We start from the raw sequence: 23,640 nt of genomic DNA, 5'->3' as shown, positions 1-23,640 counted from the left end.
TGCAGCCACTAGGACGCGGGCAACAGGTTTTCCATCTTTTCCAGTAAGCGGCTAAGTTCAACGGGCTTAGTATCGAAATCATCACAACCCGCGTCCAACGCTTTTTCCCTGTCGCTGGCCATTGCGTGAGCAGTCAACGCGACAACCGGGATCGAAGCTGTGTCTGAGTTGGCCTTGATGCGCCGTGTTGCCTCCCAGCCATCAATCTCAGGTAAGCTCATATCCATCAATATGATGTCCGGAGACTGGCTGCCCGCCATGGCAACGCCCTCTAACCCGTCTTTTGCAACCACGACCGCAAACCCTTTACGGGTCAATCTGCGCGATAGCATATCGCGGTTCATTTCATTGTCTTCCACCAGCAGAACTTTAACCAAAATCCACCCCCCAATGCGCATCCGCGCGTTTTACATTTCAATCGGCTTAAATCGGGACAAAACGATGGTCGCAGCCCACCCTACCTCCGGCACAGCGTTCCCCGAAACGATCAGCTTATAATCTCGACAATATAGATGCATGCAACGACAATCTGGCCCGAATAGCCGTCATTGGGTCCGGTGCGATGGTTATTCGAAAAATCAAATAGCAACAGCTTGGAACAAGTATTGCGGTAGCCCGCGACCCCGTACGACACGGGCAACCCAAATTGATCACCTAGTCGCCACACCGAAAAATTATAAGCATACAAGCCAGATAGGTTTTTTGTCCTGCTGTTTGGAAACAACGTAAATCTCGTCGACGTAGGGGTGCGACGACAGATTCAGTCCGGATGCTTTGGGATTTTCGTGAACTGAAGGGCGCTGATGAAATCAGCAATTAAGTTGAATTTTGAAGTGATCTTTTGTCAAATCGTTACGTGGGGGAAGCCATGGCGATTGACAAGAAGAAAACAAAAGAACTCAAGGGGCATTTTGCGGCTGCTCGAAAGCGGGAACTGAACTTTGCGATCTGTCTGGGCAAGACGACTGAAAACCTAGTCTTCCTGGTCGATCGCATTTTGGCGCCCGACGCATTGACCAAACGCGCAAAAAGCGAAGGTGAAACACAAAAACTTTCCTCTGGCACAATGTGGTGCGACGGAAACACGCTTAACCTCCATTGCCAAAGTGACGTGGTCGCGCAACTGGCCAAGAAAACCAAAGAGTTCCTTAAACTGGCCGAGGCTCCGATGCGGGTTGAAGTCTTCGGTCCAGAAGACAAACCTGAAAAACCAGTGTTCAATACCGAGCCTGCTGCAGATGACGCCGACGATGATACTGCGCCGGACCCTGACGCAATTGAATGGAAGACGTTAAAGGACAATCTGGCCCCTGACGTAGCCGCGTTTCTGAAAGCCGGTGAAGGAGACGTGTCCAAAATTCGCACGGCCTGGGGTTATGCCCTGAGGATAGGCGATGAGGAAAATGACTATCCAGGGGCAATCAAGGTCGCAAAAAGGCTCAGGACCGCGCTGCAGGCCCCGGTTACCTCGGATGATGGACAAGACGCAAAACCTGTCGATCTCAACAAGAAGCGCTGGCAAATCGGATCCGAAAAATTCGCACCTGTTTTCAAGTCCGCTTTAAATGCGGGCCTTCTTGATCCCGACAAGGCCAACCCAATCTGGGACAAGGCCGAAGCAGCGGCGAAGGCAGGCAAATATTCCGATGCACTCAAGATCCTAAAAATCCTTTCCGATAAGATCACTGCCGCCAAAAAGGCAGGCATAAACACTGCCAAGCCGGAAACAACGAATGGGCCCGATCCAACATCCGAATTGCAGCGGGTTGCCAAATTATTGAAGTCGGCACTGGACGAAGGCACTCAAGGGCTTGAGAAAGCACTGCACACATTCGCGGCCTCCAAGGCCATGGTCGCGGGTGGCGATACAGCGGCGGCTCTTATCCAGCTTGAACAGGTCGAAAACGCCATCGCACAGGCAAAACGACCGGATGAACCTTCTGCAAAGCTGGCGCCTGAAACAGAAGGTAAAAAGGTCGCGGCCCGCATTCGCAACATCTGGGACGAAGCGCACCGGGATGTATCTGGCCAGATCGATAAATTGAGGCAAGAACTGTCTGCCTTTGACGACCCAAATTGCCAGACCCTGTCGGAAAGCGGTCTGACCGGTTTTTCTGAAAATCTGTTCGTGCAATTGAACGCAGCCTTCATCGAACTGGACCGCGCAAACGAAACGCGCCTGCCAGATGCGTTGGATACAGCAGAAAAAGCCTTTGACGACATGGCCAGCTTTTTGTCGAGCAATCCGGCAATCAAGTTGATCGACACGAATGATCTTGGGGTCTCCATGTCTTTGGGCGCGGTTCTGGGTGATGCGGTTACTAAGATGAAACACGTCCTGAGGGCAGGTTGATTTTCAAAACGGGGGGCGCGCATGCGCGGCGAAAAAGACGAAGATTGGCATGAGGCCAGAGCAAAGGATTTCGCGGCCAAACTGATGGCGGCATTGCGGCTGAAAGCCGTTGTAGTTCCAAACGCCGCCAATGTTGAGGAGCAAATCGCCGCGGCCTCGGAGGCGCTTTATTCCCTTGCGGATGACGGAACCGATTTCGAAAAATTCAAACGCGGGAATTTCACTTTCACAGACAAAGAGATTGACACATTCGACTTGACGACGAATGAGGTCAAACTGCTGAAAGCCTGGCGTCACCCAATAGATTTTCGCGCACGTCAACAAGACGAAAAACAGCTCAAGAAGAAAATCAAGGCGCTCAATACTTCTATTGATCTTAAACTGAAAACCATCAGCGCGGATCTTGCGGAAGAAGACGATCGGTTCAAAAGACGAGGCCAGCGGGTACTGAAACGTTCGGCGAAATTGGCAAAAAAATTGTCAGAAGCGGGTCGGTATAGCGATGCACAGGCCGTGTTGAATGGGCTTCTGTATCTTGAGACCTTGGAAAAGCTGGCATTGTCCAACGAAAAACCCGCAGCCGCTCCAGACGGAGAGCTTCAGGGCAATTCAGATGTGAAAGTCAATGTCGCCCAAGCCGTTGACGAGCGAAAATCAACCGAGGAATTGGCTGAAGAGGCGAAGGAAGATCAGCTTCAACACACAGCGCGCGACGCGCTGGCGACACTGAACTATCTCAAGGACATGCGCGCTGCCGCAGGACAGCTGAGCCGCAGGTATGCAAACGACAAGGCGCAAACCAAAACCAAGGCTTATAAAGCCCTGGTCGATTTTCAGAGCGCAACGAAGAGCTACAATCTGAAATGGAAAGACTCTGATGATGTCCTGAGCCACTTCGGCAACGATCCGTCGAAACTTAAACCCTGGCAAGATAAGGCGGCCAAGCATATCCACACCGGAGAAATCATCCTGAAAGCCGTTTTCCGAAAAAGCGCAGAATCGCATGAAAGCGCTGTCGGAAATTACCTCAGAGTGAAAGATCACGAGGTTCAGCAAAAAGAGGCCGACGCAACCGGACACGGCAATATCAAAACAGCGCGCGGGGTCTCGGGCTTGCCTCAGGATATCATGAAACCGTTGGCCGCCAAGCTCGAGGTGTTACAGATGCTGGCTGCTTCAGAGGAATTGGGTCAGGCCGACTTCCTTCTACTTCGAGATTTTGAAAACCAAATCTCCGAGGATCTTGATGTTCTGAAGAAGCATTCCGATAACTACAAGGCTTACGAGAAATGCGCAAAACGCTACGAAGCCCTTCTCGAACATCGGGTGATTAAGTATTCAGATTTTCATAAAGAATATTTCCAGGATGAACTGGACCTGCAAAACCGTAACATCAAGGATCCGGAAAAGCTGGCTGAAGCCTTGAAACGATTGCAGGAGCACGAAGATTTGCTGAAGGCTCGTATCAAATCCCTCGAATCCTATCGAACAGACTACAAAGACTTCAAAGATAAGTTCGACAAAGCCAAGAAGGATAAGACCAAGGCGTTCATCGCTCAGTTCAAGAAGACCCTCAAAGTGTTTTGCGAGAAGCTTTCGCAAAAGAACGGCGAAAACACCATCCGCGGCTTAAAGATTGACTCCGAGACGCAAAAATCCCTGGAACAGGCCGCCGACCGCGAAGACTATGCAGGTTTGTACGACAGGTTGTTCGACGGAATTTGGGGAGAAGTCGACATCGGCAAAAACAGCTCTGTTAAGAAAGCTGACCGCAAGTTGGATAAACTGACCAACCGTATGGACTGGAAGATCGACAGTCTGGCTCGAACCGAAAAAGCACTTTCCGGGCTGCCATCTGGGGAGCTGAGCGTGGCAGAGCTGAAGAGCAAATTGAATCGCCAAGACGCCAGCGCTCTGGCTAGAACTATCTTGGACGTAAACAACTCAGGCGACCTTAACGACAGGCTCAACAAGTCAGAAGCAAACTTTAAAGAAGCACAAAAGACCCTGAAAAACTTCGTCAGCAAGGAAAAGAAAAAGCTGAAAGGGGCTGCACGCGACAGTTTCGAAAGCAATGAGGTCCTACTCAAGGCGTTGAAAACGCGTGCTAAAACCGCCGCGACCCCTGAAGATTTCGATGAATTAACGATTGAGGCTGAACGTCTGTTATCAGAAGCACGTGATTTCGCAGAAGCAAATGTGCCATTGAAGATGTCAAAAGATCAGAGCTCGAATGAAAAGTTCGCTTTGATTTTGCAACGTCTCCGTGACAGCCTTTCTCCATTTTACGACGGGCTTGAGGCTTTTCACACAGAACATGTCCCGGCGGTCGCGAAGAAAGCCCGGAAGGTCAAAGATGAAGACCCGACCGCCAAAGCCTTTGTCAGTCTTTACGACGCTAATAAAAAGAATATTGGCACCGTGGCCGAGCAGATCGAAGAACGGATGGACCTCGATGACAAATGTGGCGACCTGATAAAACGGTCCATGGGTCTGGGCATGCCTGAACTGATCGCCCTGCGCGAAGAAGCGTTTACCGTGATCCGAAGAAATCGACGGTTCCTGGAAGAAACAATGATCGGCGGTCTGATCAAGACAAACCCGTTCGACAACGGCCGCCCTGTGCGCCGCCTGCTACATTTTCTGGAAAAGACCGAAGCCGACTTACTCGCCGAAGTTAAACAGACCTAAGCCAGGAGAGCGAAATGTCATTTGAAGCAGAACGTGTCTGGATGACGAAGGTCTTTGGCGACGGCGGCCAGTTGACTCAGAATCTTCAAGACGAAATCGACAATCTCATCGCGCGTGAAAAGGCCATTGATGCGCTCAATTCCAGTGAGGATTTCGGAGAAACAAAACAGGCGCTGCGCGACGGTCTGCGTGAGTTGGGTCTTGTCGTCGAAAAAAAGAACCACAACCTTAACGAGGCGATGGCTCTTTCCAATCCAGTGTTGGGGGCTGCCTGGAACGCGGCAGACGTAAAATTCCCGAAGACCATTAAAGTACTGGCGCAAGTGGACGGAGACAAAATCCCTGTCGAAATCGAGGACAGCGAATGGGACAGTTTTGCGGATCGCGCGGGCGAGTTTGTAGGCCTAAAGAAAGGTGAGGAGACATTCGAATTCAGGTCCGAAGCGGCGGCCACCGCGATCCGCGAAATCTTTGACATGTTGCGGCCGCTGGTTGAAAAGTCGAACGAATTGGCGGCGATGGTCGACAAAAAAGGTGAACGCCTGTTCAGCGACCGAGATATCGAAAAAGAATTGTGGACACCGTTGGTTCGTGAAGGGGTTATTCCGTCAAACCTTGTGCCTGACAGTTTCTCGGAAGGTATGCAGGTGTTCAAGAATGCGGCCGCCGTCTACACCGAATTGATGGCCCGCGAAGAAGGTAAGGAGATGAAGGTGGCGGGGGTCGACAAGGCGCTCCGCCGTGGCAAGCTGCTGATGACGGCCGCCAATCTTGGGGCCAGTCAGGCGCTTCACTACGCCAATATCTCGATCACCGAAGCCAGTCGCGAGGATTTGGCGAAGTTCATCAACTTCAAGGAAGAAAACATTGCGCTGGATGAAGACCTCGACGTCGACGAGATGCCCGACGAGTACAATGACCTCGTGATAGAAGGTAAAACCGTCGCCGAGATCAAAGCATTGCCGAAAGCGGACAGACCCGAGATCACCGAAGCCGACCTGACCAAGGCCAAATACCTCAAGGACAATCCAAACGAGGAACTTTCCTATAAGGACTGGTTGGATAAGGAAGAAGCTTCGCTGTCCGAGCAAATCGAAGAAGAAGAAGACCCCGAAAAAATCGAACAGCTTCGCAATGAAAAGGACGGGGTTCGATACGAGAAAAACCGCCTCAAGTTCGGTGGTTTAACAATTAACGACGAGAAAACTCTGGATGAACTCGCTGCAGACGACAAGAAAGTCACCCAATTACAACTGACGCGCGCCGAATTCGAAGCGCAAAAGAAAGATGGTGTTAAGGACTACGACAAATGGCTGGACGCGCAGATCAAAAGTGCGGAAGGCGAGGAAAAAGAGAAATACGAAGCCGCGAAGCTGACACAGCAATACGGAAAGTTCGTCGCTCAGGACGCCGCACGCAAATGCGGAGCCGCAGCAGCCATTGGAGCGGTTGAGGCCGCTCAGGCCTATAGGGCGAAACAGGAAAAACGGCGCGATATTGGTATTCAACTGGCAGGTGCCTTTGCTGACTCGGTCGCGGCAGGCATCACTAGCGCAACCGAAGCAGAAGACCTGACCACGAACGCAGATACCCAGAACCGTCAACACAAAACCAAATTCGGGATATTGGCAGGCAAAGCGGGTTTGAAAGCGGTGTCCAAACTCACTCAGGTCGCCGAGGGCAGGAAAACCCTGAAAGACCCCCGCGAGCTTGTGGTCGGAGCCATCGCCGATATCTGCGACGCTGCGGGCGAGTCGATGTCAGCATCGGGAACCAAGGGCGACGACGGTGGCTGGGGCGACACCGGAAATGACAGCCGGGATGAGGCATCCTCCTGGGGCATGCTGGCCAAGGGAATGGGTCTTTCGGTTACAATGATCGACAAGATGGTAGCCGCCGCGCAGAAAGGCGACTGGGACGATTTCGCCAAGCAAGTGCTTCTATTCACGACCTCTGGCCCGTTTACCGGAACAGCCGGGTTGATCGGTGACGCGGTCCGTGAAGACAAGGATGCCGATGACATCGAGGCCGGCTGGGGTGGCCACGGCAGCGATGCAGATTTTGCCGTCACCGCCAGAATTGAAGAAGAACATGCTGAAGGCCAATCCGAATTCGGGATGAGCAAATACATGGCCACAGTCAACGACCAGCGCGACATTATGGAGGAAACAAGAGAACTTTCGAAACAGATGGCCGATGAGAGCTTTCGCAAGGACAAGGTCAAAGTTCAGAAGGCGTATCAAAAAATTAGGGACACGGCCAAAAGGCTGAACATCCCCGAGGATCAAAAGGACCTCAAGCTGTTCATGTCACTGGATCCGGGCAAGCTTGACCCCGAAACGGTCGCAGTCGAGGTTTACAAAATGCTGACTGTTTGCGAACGCGCTACACATAATGATGTCCGCGCCGTCGCAGATATGAACTTGTCGAAAGAAGATGAAAATAAAATATTGGGTCAGATGGAGCTTTTGGGCGATCGTGTCGATAAGCTGCAGGATGATCCGGACGGGGACAACCCAGAAACCGAGGACGAAATCCGCGGTCTCTATGACGACATTTCGAAAACTCTACTCAAGGACCCGGGGTTCCGCGCCGTTATCGAAGCCGACATGGAGGAAGAAGACGCCTGGCTTGAAGACCTCAAAAAGCAGGCCGATTTGAAGCGTTTGGATAAATTTAATGCGGACCCCAAACTCTATCAGGAAGAGTATGAAAAGGCGATGTCAGCGGTCGAACAGCTGACACTTGAGGTGAAAAAGACCGAACAACGCATCAAGATTGCCGATCAGGCCAGTAAAGGGGCGACAGGTATTATGCTGGCTGCGGTACCCGCGGCCGGATTGATTGGTAAAATTCGAACTCTGGTCATGGATAGCGTTAAGCTGCACCGACGACGCAAATCCCTGTCTAAGTGGTCCCGCGAAATGAACGCGATCGCCGGAAGCTACAGCCCCTATGAACCTGCTGTGGTTGGGGAACGCGATGCGCTGATCAAAGGCACCATACACGACGCTGCCGAAGTTGCTGCTGATATTGCTGGTGTCGGTGCAGAGGCTGCGCGTCTGGCCGATCAAACTCACGTCGGCGCGGCAGCTATGACCAGCATCGAAAAGATCGGAAAATTCCTGAACAAATTCTGGTTCGAGAAATACTCGCGGGATCGGATCAAAGAGGGATGGGAGTTGTTCCTGCTGGCCAGGGCAGAACCCAAAAACCGGAGGCTGGCCCGCCAGGCGATCAAGGTTAACACGACGCTGGGCAAGTGTGTGCTGGCTTATGGTGCTTGTATAGACGGTGACGCACAGGCGCGCCGGGCGTTGCAAAGCTGCGGGCTGACCCCCGAGGTGTTCGAGGATTCCGATGACGTATGTCAGGGTGTCGTCGAATATCTTCGCGCGGCATTGCAGGACAAGGAATTTGAGACCATCGGCTCAAACGCGGATGTTAGCTGGTTACCATGCGATATCGAAATGAATATCGAGTCCTGGTCAATGATCAAAGCCAGCGCGGTCAAATTGAAACCAGGATTAGACCCGAAATATTTCAAGACTGCCGAGATCAACGCGCTTTTGTTGGACTTCGAGATTCCAAAAAAAGGCGCATCGAAACAGGAACTGCGCGACGCGGCACGGATTGGAAGCAACCTGTCCAAGGCACTGGACAAATTCCGGCCGCTGGATACGCAAAAAAACCTTCACTCGCCGATGATCGTAGTCACACAGGAACTGAAACATAACGTAGATGTGGCGAACGATCGCATCATCGCGCGCGTTGCCAGAATCCCTGACGATTGACAGACAGCGGGAGATGCAGAACGCTGAAACAGACCGTTCGACTGTTTCAGCGTTTGAACTTCTGGGCTTTTAATATGATGACAATCAGGCGTTTGACAAACGCGCGTCCACATATTCCCAATTGACAATGCCATCGACCACAGCTGCAACGTATTCTTTGCGGCGGTTGCGATAGTCAACGTAATAAGCGTGTTCCCAGACATCGACGCCCAAAAGAGGGAACATGTCGTGCACCAGCGGGTTCTCACCATTCGGTGTCGAAAGGACAACCAATTTTCCCGACGTGTCGACAGCCAGCCAACCCCAGCCGGACCCGAATTGTTTACTGGATACGTTGATGAACTGCTCGCGGAAGGCTTCGAAACTGCCGAAGTCACCTTCGATCTTCTTCTTCAGAGCTCCGGGTACTCCGGTGCCGCCGGGAACCAGCATTTTCCAGAACTCCGAGTGGTTCCAATGCTGACCGGCATTGTTCAAAACAGTCTGGTACTTGCCACGATCCGCTGCTGCAGTCTTGATGATGCTTTCAAGAGATTGACCTTCAAGGCTTGTCCCCGGGATCAGCTTGTTCAGGTTGCGCGCATAACCAGCAGCGTGTTTGCTGTGGTGCAACTCCATGGTTTCCGCACCAATAACAGGCTCCAGAGCGTAGTAGCTGTAGTCAAGGGACGGCAGCGAATAGGCTTCACCAGCGCTTACCGATTTTGCCAAGGCAGGCGTTGCTGCAACAAGCAAGCCCGAGCCAGCGGACGCAAGAAAACCACGACGAGAGAGAGTCATTTTTCATTCCTTTCCATTGTCTGTCGATGGACCCGACAGATGACCCTAAAACACCTACGCGGGGGTTTTATTCGGAAAAGTGGATGTACAAATCGCCGCAGTGCCCGACGGCAAACAGGGTCGCATTTAGAAAGGACATTCGTTCGGATCTACCTGTCTGATTATTCCAACTCGACAATATCTTTGCAGACTTGAGTCAGAAATTCGGTTGTGGTTTGCACATACGGATAAGGCGCGATGTCACTATGGGTTAGTATCCATAAATCCAATGATTGTGTCAGAAAGCCTGGCAGGGCCTCGATCAGATCCGAATGACCCGCCGCCATGAATTTAGGCAGCGCGGCAAATCCCAACCCACTTCTCACGGCCATCAGTTGGGCATTCACATTGTCTGTTCTGGCAGCAACATTGCACTTACCAATGATTTTACGAAACTCGGTTTCCTGTACAGTTTGACTTAGCGCACCCGTGGCCACGATGACGTTGTGACCCAGAAAATCCTCTAGTGACCTGATCGGTTCCAAATCGCACAAATATTCCCGCGATGCGTATATGCCGAATTTTACAACACCCAACTTCTCGCTGTTGACACGGTACGCTTCGGGTTCACCCAACCGCACGGCAATATCAGCCTCGCGGTTATGCAAGTTGGTTTTTTTGTTCGACAACAAAAGGTCGATCTTGATGTGCGGGTTCAGCGAATGGAATTCAATGAGTTTAGGCGCTAGCACCGAGGCCCCGAACCCCTCTGGTGCGGTGACGGAAACACGGCTGCCCTTAAAGCCAAGATGACCACGGGCCACCTCACCCATATGGCAAAGCTCAGTTTCGATCCGTTGCGCGATTTGCAGGATATCATCACCGATGGGAGTTAGCGTAACACCGCTGGACCCGCGCTCGAACAATGGCAAAGAAAGCGACTTTTCCAGCTCACGTAACTTACGCCCCACTGTGGCCGGGCTTTCCGAAAGTTGCGTCGAGGCCGTAGCGATGCTGCCCGAGCGCGCAACACACACCAGAAACCGCAACAAATCCCAATCCTGGACAGGAATTTTCTGGAAAGCATCTGATAGCTGGCCGTTGTCGCTCATGGGGTCATACCTTTGGTCATTCCCTATTTTTTCACATTTCCACAGGAAAAAAACCGTCTTCAACTTTACTTGTGACTTCGTGAGGGGAAAAAATTATTCTATTGAAAGCAGTGAGTTAATAAATAGTTCAGGATCACAACCCAATTGATGATCCCCCCTTCATTTTTGAACAGTTGAGACGGTTTCTTCCAAGCGCAGGTTACCCGGCGTGAGCGCAACAGCGTTTACTTATTAGCTTGGAGTGCAAAATGAACCCCGAAGAAATAATGAACCCGATTATCGAAGGCGACGATAACGACAATCAACTGATGGGAACACCCGAAGACGATATTATCAACGGCCTGGGTGGTGATGATCAGATTGAAGGTCTCGGCGGCAACGATACGCTGATCGGCGGTCTTGGCAATGACATGCTGGACGGCGGCGAAGGTATCGACACTGCAGCCTTTAATGACATCGACGTCCCAGTCGAAGTTGATCTGCCCGCAGGTGAGGCAACACGCGAGACCGGTTTCTCGGTCACGGTCGATGAAGCACCTTTCGTTAACTTTGCCGATCCCGAAGACAGCCTGGTTGACGAAGCGCTGGCCGGAAACCTGTACTATAACATCCACACCGCCGACTTCCCAGCTGGTGAGATCCGTGGTCAGTTGCTGGTCGACGAAAACAACCTGGATCAGGATGGCAACGGTACGCTGACTCTGACCGCGGTACTGGATGCGGCGCAAGAACCTGGCCCGCTGTCCGACTCTCTGGCAACCGGCACGGCGACTGTCACAGTAACCGTCGTTGACGGCGTTGCGACCTATTCGTCGGAACTGTCGGTAACTGGTCTGGCCGTATCTGACCTGCTGACTCCGATCCCAGGCGTCGTATCTGCCATCCACCTGCACAACGCTCCCGCTGGCCAGAATGGTCCGGTCGTGCGTGACACGCTGGTTGATGCTGGCGCCGAGCTGGCAAGCGCGGAAGAAGTTTCGGAAAACCCGTCGGGCGTTCTGTCTGTTGAAGACGTAACCGATGCCGTGACCGAAACCGACACTCTGACCAGCATCGAAAACATCATCGGTTCCGACGATCCTGACAACCTGATCGGTGACGAGAATGACAACGTTCTGACCGGTGGTCTGGGCGACGACATTCTGGATGGTGGCGAAGGTATCGACACTGCTGCGTTTAACGACATCGACGTTCCTGTCAGTGTTGACCTGCTTGAAGGAACAGCGACACGCGAAACCGGCTTCTCGGTCTCGATTGAAGACGCACCTTTCGTGAACTTTGCTGATCCGAACGACAGCCTGGTTGACGAAGCGCTTGCCGAAGAGCTGTACTACAACATCCACACCGAGGACTTCCCCGGTGGTGAGATCCGTGGTCAGTTGCTGGTTGCTCAAAACAACCTGGACGAAGACGGCAACGGTACAGTCGTTCTGACCGCGCGGTTGGACGCAGCACAAGAACCCGGCCCACTGTCGGATTCCGAAGCAACCGGACTGGCGACCGTGACCGTCACTGTTATTGACGGCGTGGCAACCTACTCGTCCGAACTTTCGGTAACCGGCCTGGCCGTATCCGACCTGCTGACCCCGATCCCAGGCGTGGTTTCCGCGATCCACCTGCACAACGCACCTGCCGGTCAGAATGGCCCGGTTGTGCGTGACTCGCTGGTTGACGCAGGTGGCTTCCTGGCAAGCGCCGACGAAGTCTCCTTTAACCCCTCGGGTGTGACCAACATCGAAGAAGTGACCGAAGCGGTCTCTGAAACCGATACCCTGACCAGCATCGAAAACGTCATCGGTTCGAATGACGGTGACGAGATCATTGGCGACGAAAATGACAACGTTCTTGATGGTCTGGACGGTGACGACATCCTGCGGGGTGGTGCCGGAAACGACACTCTGAACGGTGGGCTTGGCGATGACCTTCTGGACGGCGGCGCAGGAAACGACATCCTGAACGGCGGCGAAGGTGACGACACCCTGCTGGGTGGCGGCGGAACCGACGTCATCGACGGCGGCGAAGGCTTCGACACCAACGACTTCTCCAACATCAACCTGGGTGCCGAAGATCCGACGATCGCAGGTGTTCGTGTCACGTTGGCAGCAGATGGCAGCGGTACGGCCGAATACAACGGCGGTGGTGGAAATGGCCCTCTGATCCAGGAAACCTTCACCAACATCGAGAACATCACCGGTTCGTCCAACGATGACGAGATTGTTGCGACAGGTGCTGCACCGAACACGATCGACGGTGGTGCGGGTGATGACTTCATCGCTGGCGGCGGCGGTCTGGATGATCTGAGCGGTGGTGAAGGTATCGACACCAACAGCTTCCAGGGTATCGGAGCCGAAGTGATTGCAGACCTGGCAACAGGAAGCGCATCTTACGCGCCGAATGAAAACGTCACGATCTTCGAAAACTTCGACGGGTTCGAAAACCTGGATGGGTCTGCCAATGACGACCAGCTGTTTGGTGACAGTGGCGCCAACACCCTGACCGGCAACGACGGCAACGACCTTTTGGTTGGCCGTGGTGGCAACGACATCCTGGAAGGCGGCGAAGGCAATGACGTCCTGCAAGGCGGCGGCGGTAACGACATCACCGATGGTGGTGAAGGTATCGACACTGCAGATTTCCAGGACATCGGATCTTCGGTCACAGCCAACCTGGCGAACGGTACTGCAACCTACGCAGCACCCAACGGCAGTGCGGTTGCGGACCAGCTGATCAGCATCGAAAACCTGACAGGCTCTGAAAATGACGACTTCCTGACTGGTGACGATGGTGACAACCTGTTGGCAGGCGCTGCTGGTGACGACGTCATCAATGGTGGTGCAGGCAACGATGTCATCCGTGGTGACGCGGTTGGTGACGGCGAAGCGATTACCGTTACGGTAACCAACACTCTGGGCGAAGGCGGAACCTTCCTGACCCCCGTGTGGTTCGGTTTCCACAATGGCGAGAGCTTTGACCTGTTTACCGAAGGTGAAGCGGCCAGCCAGGGTCTGGAACGTCTGGCAGAAGATGGCAGCGTCGAAGGCATTGCGGCTGAATTCAACCAGCAGGTTGGTGACAACGGTGTGGATGCGACCATTCTGGGTGGCCTCGGTGCGCCGGGACCGGTTGATCCGGGTGAAACGGCCAGCTTCACGCTGAACGTCAACACGGCTCAGGTTGGGCAGGGCTTCTTTACCTGGGCAACCATGGTTATCCCGTCAAACGACGCCTTCCTGGCCGTGCCGGATGACGCCTTGGCTGATCCGATCTTCGACGAAGAGGGCAACTTCCTGGGGCCGCTTGTCATTGAACGCTTCGGCAACGACGTTCTGGACGCTGGCACCGAGGTCAACAATGAAGAAGGCGCCGCCTTCCTCAACCAGACCGCGCGTGATCAGGGTATCGTCGAGAACGGTGTCGTGGGTCAGCACCCGGGCTTCAACGGCTCGGAAGGCAACCCCGATGGCGAGCCTGTCAACATTCTGGGTGGCACAACTGCTGCCAATACGATTGTTGACCCGATCGAAGGTGACTTCACCCGCAACAACGGCCAAGAGCAGCTGCTGCGCATCGTGATCGACATTGCCGAAGGTGGCGATGACGAACTGTTCGGTGGCGCAGGTGACGACATCATCGACGGTGGTCGTGGCGACGACATCCTGGATGGCGGTGCCGACAACGACACCCTGATCGGTGGGTCCGGTCGCGACACGTTCACGTTCCGTCGCGGAACGGGCTTCGACGTCGTGGCTGACTTCTCGACCAGTGTTGAAGACGGTGACTTCCTGGACGTGTCGGACTTCGGTGTCACGCAGCTCGAAGAGCTCAACATCACGGCCGATGGTGAAAACACCATTATCGACCTTGGCAATGGTGATCAGGTCACGCTCGAAGGGGTTGCCCCGAACGAGCTGGTCGCTGAGAACTTTGTCTTCGCCGAAGAAGTGGTTGTTGCACCCACCAACGGAGACGACGATCTGGTTGGCGGCGTCGGTGACGACGAAATCGAAGCCGGTAACGGTGACGATGTTGTCGAAGCCGGTGCAGGCAACGATGTTGTCGACGGTGGCAATGGCGATGACGATCTGGACGGCGAAGCCGGAAACGATCAGCTTATCGGCAGCAACGGTGACGACGATCTAGTCGGTGGTCTGGGTGACGACAACCTGGATGGCGGCAACGGTGATGACCTTCTGGAAGGCGGCGATGGCGCCGACATTCTGGACGGTGGTCGCGGTGACGACATCCTGGACGGTGGTCTGGGCAACGACATGATCGAAGGCGGCCGCGGCAACGACATCATTGATGGCGGTGCGGGCGACGACGAGATCTGCGGCGGTACCGGTGATGACATCATCAACGGCGGCACCGGCAACGACCGTCTGGAAGGCAACCGCGGTGCGGATACCTTCGTCTTCGAAGCCGGACTGGGTGACGATGTCATTGCTGACTTCGAAGCCTTTGCCAACGGCGACACTCTGGACCTGACCTCGGCAGCGTTCGATTTCGATGAATTCGCGGATCTGGCCGCGGTTGCGTCGCAGGACGGTGATGACGTTGTCATCGACCTGGGTGCCGAAGGCAGCATCACGCTGCTTGGCGTCCAGCTGGCCGATCTGAACGAAGACAACGTTCTGGTCTAACCCAAACTCGGCGGCGGCCTAGACGGTCGCCGCCGTTCCATTCCTTTATGTCAGAAAGAGGGCCACCATGTCCCATAGTCCCCTCAAACATACCGAGCTTGAGCAAGCGTTTCGTGCTGCTCGCCCGGGCCTTTTTGCCACCGGCGCCATCAGTATGGTGATCAACCTGACGATGTTGACCGGTCCTTTGTTTATGATCCTGGTCTACGACCGGGCACTGCCCAGCCAAAGCTACCAGACCCTGTTCGGTCTGAGCGTGCTGATGTTGGGGCTGTATCTTGTGTTCGGCGTGTTGTCCCTGGTCCGGTCGCGTATCCTGATCCGCATCGGCAACCGGCTGGGCAACACTCTGGAGAAGCGCGTTTTCCAGGCGCAGATCGAGCGGTCAGTCAAAGAAGGTGGTGCCAAAGGGCGCGATGCCGTAGGTGACCTTGGTACGTTGCGTGATTTCATGGGCGGTTCGACCCCGGCCGTTATATTCGACGCGCCGTGGACACCGATCTACCTTGGATTTGCCTATCTTCTGCATCCCTGGCTGGGCTATGCCGGTTTGGCTGGCGTCGCGTTCCTGCTGGTTGTCGCCATGGTGAACAACGTTCTGACTCAGCGCGGTGTTGCACGGGCAAATCAATTCCTTACCCGCAGCAACCGCGTGCTGAATGACGTGTCACGTAACCATGAAGTGGCACATGCCATGCGGATGCGCGATGATCTTTATGACCACTGGAACGGCCTGAACGGCCAGGCTCAAGTCAAACAAAGCCAGATCAGCGACATGGCGGCAACCTTGTCTTCGATCTCTCGTACTGTTCGTCTGGTCCTTCAGTCCGCAGTTCTGGGTCTGGGTGCGTATCTGGCGATTTCGGGTGATCTAAGTGCCGGTTCGATCATTGCCGCATCCGTTCTGGTCGGTCGCGCATTGGCCCCGGCCGAACAAGCGATCGGGAGCTGGCGTCAATATGTGCTGGCCACTGCCGCGCGCAAGCGACTGAATTCTCTTCTCGAGGATTACCCGCCGTCCCAGCCTTCGGTTCAATTGCCTCAACCCCGCGGTGTTCTGGAACTGAAAAACGTCTTTGCTACAACCCCTGACGGTGCGTCTACCGTGTTGCGGAACGTATCGCTTGCGCTGGACCCGGGTGAAGTTCTGGCCGTCATCGGCCCCAGCGGATCAGGTAAGTCCACCCTCGCTCGCGTGATTGTCGGTACTTTGGAACCGAACCGAGGCAGCGTGCGGCTGGACGGCGCGGACATGAGCTATTGGAACGCGCTTCAACTGCGGGACTCGGTCGGTTACATGCCTCAAACTGTGGAACTGTTTGATGGAACGGTACGCGAGAATATCGCCCGTTTTCAGGCAGACGCATCTGACGAAGATGTCGTTGCAGCAGCGCAGGCGGCCAACGCTCACGACCTGATCCTGAAACTGCCCAATGCGTATGACACACCACTGGGTGAAAGCGGCAGCGCATTGTCCGGAGGCGAGCGTCAGCGGATCGGATTGGCCCGGGTTCTGTATAAGAACCCATCGCTGATCGTGCTGGATGAGCCGAATTCCAATTTGGACGCGGCAGGTTCTGCGGCCTTGGCCATGACAATCGATCGCCTCAAAAGTGAGGGCCGTACCGTTGTCATGATTGCTCATCGTTTGGGCGCCCTGAATCAGGCTGACAAGGTACTTGTCATGGATAACGGCATGGTTTCGGCCTACGGCCCGCGGGATGAAATCCTTCGGACGTACTCCGAAAACCGCAACAAGAAATCAACCGAAAGCGCCGAGAATGCGGCACCAAAACGTGAGGGCAAGACCAATGCGTAACGCAAAGACAGCTCCGGCAGACAAGATTGGCAACTGGGTTCTTTTGGGTGTGGCAACCATGAGCCTGATGTTGGGCGGGTTGGGCTACTGGTCGATGGCAACCCGGATCGACGGCGCCATTGTCGCCCCTGGCATGGTCGCGCTGGAGACAGATCGCCAAACGGTGCAGCATCTGGAAGGTGGCATCATTTACGAAATCCACGTGTCAGAAGACGACGCAGTCAAGCAAGGTCAGGTTCTTGTCAGCCTCGATACTACGCGTGAACAGGCGGAACTGAATGCGCTCAGCAGCCAGATCGCGTCCCTGACTGTCCGCAAAGCGCGTTTGCAGGCCGAGTTGAACGCGCAGGACTTCATGTCTTCCGCTGCAGAGTTCGCCCAAACCGCAGACTACAAGGAGATTTTTGAAAGCGAAGCACAGCTGTTCGAAAGCCGCTCGATGGCTAAGCACGCGAACATAGCCCAGCTGGAGACACAAAAAGAGGCCCTTTTGGCGCAGGTCGCGGGTTTGCGTAGCCAGATTAAGTCTCAAGAAGCCAACAAATCGCTGACCCAGGAAGAACTCGAGACTGTTTCGGTTTTGAACGAAAAAGGCCTGGCGAACGTAACTCGTCTGCTTCAGGTCCGCAGGGCGGCATTGGATATCGAGGCCAGCCTGTCCACGAACACGGCTCAGATCGACAGTGTCATGGCACAGATAGCCGAGGTGGAAAGTGCTTTGGTCAGTAACGCAGCAACCTCGCGAGAAGAAGTGTCGACTGAATTGTCCGATGTCTCGCAGCGGTTGCGTGAAGCGTTGGAGCGTAAAACAACGGCTGAGGATCGTATTGCCCGCAGCCAGATTCTTGCTCCGCTGGATGGCCGGGTTCTCAACCTTGGTTTTCACACAAAAGGTGGGGTTGTCGCTCCGGGTCAGGCGCTTATGGATATTGTACCTGTGGCCGAGCAGCCCATCCTGATGGCCAACATTCCCGTAACAGAAATTGACCGCGTCGTGCCAGGTCAAGAAGCCCGCGTTCGGCTGACCGCCTTCAACTTCAACCAAACTCCGGAATTAAATGGATCGGTAAAGTGGGTCTCGGCTGATACGCTTTCGGATCCCGCGACGGGCGCGGTCTACTACAGCGCTGAAGTGGAAATTCAGGAAGACGAGTTTTCCAAGATTCAAAACAAGGATCTGGTTCCCGGCATGCCCGTTGAAGTACTGGTTTCAACCGGAGAACGCCTGGTCATCTCATACCTGTCACGGCCCATTCGTGACGCTATGACCAAGACATTCCGCGACGAATAAAAGCCCTGCCCTGCCCGTTTGTGGCGGGGCATGTTTACAGGCCAAAACAATGCGTATTTCACTAGAGGCTCTTGAGTCCTTTGCGATCTTGTGTCGGGTTAAATCCTATTCAAAAACCGCAAAAGAATTAGGGCGGTCCCAGCCAGCAATAAGCAATAGAATACGCTCGCTGGAAGCGTTGGTCGGGTTTGACCTGTTCGAAAACGGAGACGCCAGCTTAACCCTGACAGACAACGGTCGCGAATTGTTGGATTGCAGCCAAGAGATCCTCCGAAATGTCCATCGCATTCGCCGTATCTGCGATCCAGCGCGTATTCAGCCGGTTCAAATTTCCTTCGTGTCGACCGTCGAATCTTTCTTGAACCCTTACAAGATATTCAACTCAGGAACAGATGGCAGCCTGTCGTCCTTGTTTATCGAATTGCTGAATTCCGAAGACATCGAAGGCAAAATCAGGAATTTGAAGGGAAACATCGCGTATACGGTGATTCAGGAGGACAATGCACCGCTTCTCAAGAAGAGCTGGCCGTTTACCATGCGGTGGATTTCAAACAAGGATTTTTCACTGAAAGAAAATATGAAGGGCTTTCAACTGCCGATAGTCGAGCTTTCGGATAACGCAAGATTTTCCAAGGTCTTCTATTCCAAACTCGAATCTTTGGGTGTTGAGTATAAGCCAGTGTTTCGGGCAGAAGGGATCAGTACATATTTGAATGCCATTTCGGCCGGTGTCGGGATCGGATGTATTGGTGACTTATTTGTGGTTCATAAAATGAAGTCACGAAACCTGAGCTTTCTGGACGCACAGATCGGACATCTTGGGACATTTTACTTGAGCAGATTCAACGATGACGGCCTGTCCGCCGACGCGTTAAGAGCAGTGGGCATTTTCGACAAAGCTGTAAGCAACCAAAAATCCATACGAGATGAGTACTATTCGACGGCTTAAATGGCGCAAGTATCACGGGTTCCCGACACAATCCTGGTTTCACCGAACGGCGAAACCGACGGCAGGCAGAATTCATTTCGACTTGATCGCTGGCTCTGTTGCTATCTGACAGATCGAGCGTAACTCTTGTGCCGCGTGTTCGCAAAAGTCAGGTGCGGCAGACTGCGGCGTTCCAATCCTAAAATGTGCGTTCCCGAAATAGGTTGTCGTGAACACGGTGCTCTCTTACTTGAACCAAGGTGCTTTATATCAGGACTGGGAAAAGAGCGCTCCTCAGATCGCTCTTTTCATCGCGCCGATTTCTGACTCGAGATACGTTCAGCCTAACGGACGTAACACATCCGTATCCTAAGTCGTTAAGGCAGACCCCGAGCCAGCTTGTCCAAAAAGCTCATCCCTATTACCAGGAATTATAGGATAGATATTTGCCGGACATCTCGACCTTGACGCGATCACCTTTTTCATTCGGCACGCGCGTCACCTGCATGTCGAAATCAATTGCCGACATGATGCCAGTTCCGAATTTTTCTTCGATCAACGCTTTCAGTGTTGGGCCATAAACGCCGACTATTTCGTAAAAGCGATAGATGCACGGATCAGTTGGCACGCTTTGTTCCCAGACCTTGGTTGGCGGCTCAGTCAAAACGCTGGCGGCCTCTTGCGGCAGGGCCATAAGCGCGACCAACGCATCGGCCTTGTCGGCGGGGAAGGCGTTCATGCCCATGCAGGCAGAATGGGTCCAGACCGGCGACATGTCGATTTTCTCAGCGATACCTTCCCAGGTCAGCCCAGCCTGCTTCTTGGCCGACAGGATCATCATGGTGACATCTTCTTTGGTCATCATAGTGGGGATTTCGATTGTGTCTTTCATTGGGTTTCCTCCTGTTTGGAATGTCTGTTCCTGGCGCTTTCAATCATTGACCGCGCGCAGTTGCGGATTGCTCTGGTCCTCGGTCTTTTCGGTCAGGTCGATAGTCACTGTTTCGGGTCGCTGCGCGGCGCCATCGCTGGCCTGACCGGCCAATTCCTTGGAACGTTGTCCGAGGAACTGAACCAGATGGTTGCGGATCGCATAATAGTTGGGGTGATCGACAATCTCAGTCCGAGTACGAGGCCGGGGAATGGTGATCTCAACTGACTCCGCCACCCGAGCGAAGGGGCCATTGGTCATCAGCAGGATGCGGTCAGCCAGCAGGATTGCCTCATCTATGTCATGAGTGATCATGAACACGGTCTGCTCGGTCTCGCTCCAGACCTTCAGCAATTCGTCCTGAATGGTGCCGCGGGTCAGCGCATCCAGCGCGCCGAATGGCTCATCCAACAACAACAGCTTGGGCTGATTTGCAAAGGCCCGCGCGATCGACACGCGCTGACGCATCCCACCCGAAAGCTGACTGGGTTTACGATGAACCACATCGCCTTCAAGTCCGACCTTGGCCAGAAAAGCACAGGCGTGTTCCTCGACCTTGGCAGCAGGCCAGTCGGGATAGCGCGCCTTCACGCCAAAAGTCACGTTTTTCAACGCCGACAACCATGGCAGCAGAGAGTAGTTCTGGAACACCACGCCGCGATCCAGCGAGGGGCCCGACACCTCGAACCCATCCATCTTGACCACGCCCGAGCTGGGTTCGGCCAGCCCGGCAAGGATGTTCATGATCGTAGACTTGCCGCAGCCGGAATGGCCCAGAATACAGACGAACTCTCCTTTTTCGATGCCAAAGCTGGCGTTTTCGAACACGGTCAGGGTGCCCCCCTGACCGTCGGGGAATTGCTGGGTCAGCAATTCAATACTGAGAAACGGTTGGCTCATTTGAAACGCTCCTTACTCGGCATAGGCCACAGCGCGCTGCAGGTAGGCAAAGGCCGAATCCAGTAGCATGCCAACGACGCCGATCATGAGGATGGAAAAGATCACCGAGGTGAGGTCGAGATTGTTCCACTCGTTCCACACATAGTAGCCAATGCCGGTTCCCCCCACGAGCATCTCGGCCGCGACGATCACCAGCCATGCAATGCCGATGGATATGCGCATCCCGGTGATGATCGTGGGCGCAGCTGCGGGCAGGATGACCGTAAATGCAGTGCGAAACGGCCCAAGTTCGTGCGTGCGTGCGACATTGACCCAGTCCTGACGGACCCCGGCCACACCAAAGGCGGTGTTGATCAGCATCGGCCAGATCGAGCAGATGAAGATCACGAAAATCGCGCTTGCCTCACTGTCCTGAATGATGAACAGCGCCAAGGGCATCCAAGCCAGCGGCGAGATAGGCCGCAACACCTGAATGAACGGGTTGAATGCCTTGTAGGCGACCTGACTCATCCCGATCAGGAACCCTAAGGGGATCGCCACGAGTGCAGCCATCAGGTAGCCGGTCAACACGCGATAGATCGAATAGCCGATCTGAATGCCGATCCCCTTGTCGTTTGGACCTGCGTCATAGAACGGGTTCGACAGCTGTTCCCACGCCTTGGCGATAACTTGACTCGGGGGCGGTACACCCGCCTTGGGGGCACCGCCGCCAGTCAGCCGCTCGTATTCCGTGAGCTCTCCGGCGGCTTTTTGAGCAGGGATGGCGGCCTCCCAAATCAAAAGGCCGACCACCAGCATCAGCACCGACAGCAGCGCCGCGCGCTGGTTCAGGGTTAGATTGTCCAACATTTACGAGGCTTTCCCGATTGCAAAGCTTTTGACATAGCCTTCGGGGTCTTTCGGATCGAAGGTCTTGCCCATGATGGTGTGGGATTTGTAGGTCACGTCCGGCGCGTCGTACCCCAGATCGGTCATGATCTTCTTGGCGTCGGCCGCCAGATAAACCTGCTCGGCCACGCCCTTATAGTCGACGTCGCCTTCAATATAACCCCAGCGTTTCATCTGGGTCAGGATCCACACACCCATCGAATGCCAGGGGAACGGGTCAAAGTCGATCCGGTCAGGTACGCGCTGCACTTCACCCAAACCGTCCGCATAGGTGCCGGTCAGAACCTGCTCGATCACGGGAACTGGTTGGTTCAGGTAGTTGGTCGGCGCGATGGCTTCCGAGATGTCCTTGCGGTTGTCCGGGTTCGACGCGAACTGAGTGGCGTCGATGATCGACTTGAGCAAGGCGCCATAGGTGTTGGGCAATTCGGTGGCAAAGCTTTGCGGCGCGGCAAAGGCGCAGCACGGGTGACCTTCCCAGATGTCCTTGGTCAGAGTGTGGATGAAACCAATCCCTTCCCAAACAGCGCGCTGGTTGAACGGGTCGGGCGAGAGATAGCCGTCGAGGTTCCCTGCGCGCAGGTTGGCAACCATCTCTGGCGGCGGCACCACGCGGATTTGGATATCGACATCGGGGTCCAGCCCGAACTCGGCCACGTAATAGCGCAGCAGGAAGTTGTGCATCGAGTATTCGAACGGCACACCGAAGGTGAACCCCTTCCACTGGGCCGGGTCGCGCTTGTCCAGATGCTCGTTCGACAGCACGATGGCCTGCCCATTGATGTTTTCAACGGCGGGCATGATGTAAGGCGTCGCGACCGATCCCGCGCCCATGGTCATCGCCAGCGGCATCGGGGTCAGCATGTGACTGGCGTCATATTCGCCTGACAGGGACTTATCACGCGCCACGGCCCAGCCAGCCGTCTTGATAACCTGCGCGTTCAGACCGTAGCGTTCGTAGAATCCCATCGGCTGCGCCATGATGATCGGTGTCGCGCAGGTGATAGGGACAAACCCAATATTCAGGTCGGTCTTTTCGGGTGTTCCCAGATTGTCCAGAATGGCTGCTTTGGCCTGATCCAGCGGAAAGACCGAAGCCAGCGCCGCAGCCGCCGTACCGCCCCCCAACATTCCCATAAATGACCGGCGATTGATGTCACTTTGACCAAAGATCGACCGCACAATTGCACTTTCGACCACACGCTCGGTGATCTGCTCAGCAGACATGAGTTCGGGTTCGGCGTGATCTTTGTCATGTCCGTGACCGGATAGGCATCCATCGCAGCCACAATCCGCACCATGGCGCAAATCGGTCTTTTCTGAGAACGGGTTTCCGAGGCTCTTGATCGTCATGATTTTCCCCTGTTTCGCTAGATTTGCGGCCATGGTGGCAGGGGTTCCGATCGCGAAACAGAGGGCGCTCAAAATTTGTGCGCCCTGAAAAATATATATTTGTCAGTTGGTTAATATGGCTTCCCCCAGATGAAAATTACGAGATTTCGTAAATTACGAAATCTCGTATTCTCGGACCGCA

General features: G+C 54.3%; 14 protein-coding genes. 7 read left to right on the top strand and 7 right to left on the bottom strand.

Annotated elements, in window-relative coordinates; all coding sequences use genetic code 11:
• Positions 1-8: 8 nt before the first annotated feature.
• On the bottom strand, positions 9-377 hold the full coding sequence (locus AC2FNR_RS03855) for a response regulator (protein WP_170355278.1): 369 nt from the start codon (positions 375-377) through the stop codon (positions 9-11).
• Between the two features lie 491 nt (positions 378-868).
• Here AC2FNR_RS03855 and AC2FNR_RS03850 point away from each other — a divergent pair, with 491 nt between their 5' ends.
• The 3 genes from AC2FNR_RS03850 to AC2FNR_RS03840 are packed head-to-tail and all read left to right on the top strand — an operon-like array spanning position 869 to position 8,838.
• The gene (locus AC2FNR_RS03850) at positions 869-2,353 is read left to right on the top strand and encodes a hypothetical protein (protein ID WP_480870131.1); all 1,485 of its coding nucleotides are present in this window, start codon (positions 869-871) and stop codon (positions 2,351-2,353) included.
• Positions 2,354-2,374: 21 nt separating this feature from the next.
• Complete coding sequence (locus AC2FNR_RS03845) at positions 2,375-5,044, top strand: hypothetical protein (RefSeq protein WP_496848096.1); 2,670 nt, start codon at positions 2,375-2,377, stop codon at positions 5,042-5,044.
• A 14-nt stretch (positions 5,045-5,058) separates the two neighbouring features.
• Complete coding sequence (locus tag AC2FNR_RS03840) at positions 5,059-8,838, top strand: hypothetical protein (RefSeq protein WP_496848094.1); 3,780 nt, start codon at positions 5,059-5,061, stop codon at positions 8,836-8,838.
• A gap of 84 nt (positions 8,839-8,922) precedes the next feature.
• Here AC2FNR_RS03840 and AC2FNR_RS03835 read toward each other — a convergent pair whose 3' ends face one another.
• Positions 8,923-9,618 carry a superoxide dismutase gene (locus AC2FNR_RS03835; protein WP_480482311.1) on the bottom strand — a complete coding sequence of 232 codons (696 nt, stop codon included), beginning with the start codon at positions 9,616-9,618 and terminating at the stop codon, positions 8,923-8,925.
• A 161-nt stretch (positions 9,619-9,779) separates the two neighbouring features.
• Entirely contained in the window at positions 9,780-10,709 is a 930-nt protein-coding gene (locus AC2FNR_RS03830; protein WP_496848092.1) for a LysR family transcriptional regulator, read from the bottom strand.
• Positions 10,710-10,957: 248 nt separating this feature from the next.
• Here AC2FNR_RS03830 and AC2FNR_RS03825 point away from each other — a divergent pair, with 248 nt between their 5' ends.
• From AC2FNR_RS03825 to AC2FNR_RS03810, 4 genes are all read left to right on the top strand, one after another.
• Entirely contained in the window at positions 10,958-15,349 is a 4,392-nt protein-coding gene (locus AC2FNR_RS03825; protein ID WP_496848091.1) for a CHRD domain-containing protein, read from the top strand.
• 67 nt (positions 15,350-15,416) lie between these two features.
• Entirely contained in the window at positions 15,417-17,168 is a 1,752-nt protein-coding gene (locus AC2FNR_RS03820; RefSeq protein ID WP_496848089.1) for a type I secretion system permease/ATPase, read from the top strand.
• A complete protein-coding gene (locus AC2FNR_RS03815) occupies positions 17,161-18,459 on the top strand; it encodes an HlyD family type I secretion periplasmic adaptor subunit (protein ID WP_353391834.1) in 1,299 nt (432 codons plus the stop codon). Before AC2FNR_RS03820 ends, AC2FNR_RS03815 begins: the two co-directional genes overlap by 8 nt.
• A 49-nt stretch (positions 18,460-18,508) precedes the next feature.
• Positions 18,509-19,408, top strand: a complete 900-nt coding sequence (locus AC2FNR_RS03810; protein WP_496848087.1) for a LysR family transcriptional regulator — start codon at positions 18,509-18,511, stop codon at positions 19,406-19,408.
• 400 nt (positions 19,409-19,808) lie between these two features.
• On the opposite strand, the gene cynS is transcribed toward AC2FNR_RS03810, so the two are convergent.
• The 4 genes from cynS to AC2FNR_RS03790 are packed head-to-tail and all read right to left on the bottom strand — an operon-like array spanning position 19,809 to position 23,459.
• Positions 19,809-20,279 carry a cyanase gene (gene cynS, locus AC2FNR_RS03805; protein ID WP_234899485.1) on the bottom strand — a complete coding sequence of 157 codons (471 nt, stop codon included), beginning with the start codon at positions 20,277-20,279 and terminating at the stop codon, positions 19,809-19,811.
• A 39-nt stretch (positions 20,280-20,318) separates the two neighbouring features.
• Positions 20,319-21,218, bottom strand: a complete 900-nt coding sequence (locus AC2FNR_RS03800) for an ABC transporter ATP-binding protein (protein WP_496848085.1) — start codon at positions 21,216-21,218, stop codon at positions 20,319-20,321.
• Between the two features lie 12 nt (positions 21,219-21,230).
• A complete protein-coding gene (gene ntrB, locus AC2FNR_RS03795; protein WP_496848084.1) occupies positions 21,231-22,067 on the bottom strand; it encodes a nitrate ABC transporter permease in 837 nt (278 codons plus the stop codon).
• Positions 22,068-23,459 carry a CmpA/NrtA family ABC transporter substrate-binding protein gene (locus AC2FNR_RS03790; RefSeq protein ID WP_496848083.1) on the bottom strand — a complete coding sequence of 464 codons (1,392 nt, stop codon included), beginning with the start codon at positions 23,457-23,459 and terminating at the stop codon, positions 22,068-22,070.
• Positions 23,460-23,640 lie beyond the last annotated feature (181 nt).

The organism is Ruegeria sp. SATB045 (assembly GCF_059613525.1).
This window is presented reverse-complemented; position numbering and strand designations above follow the sequence as displayed.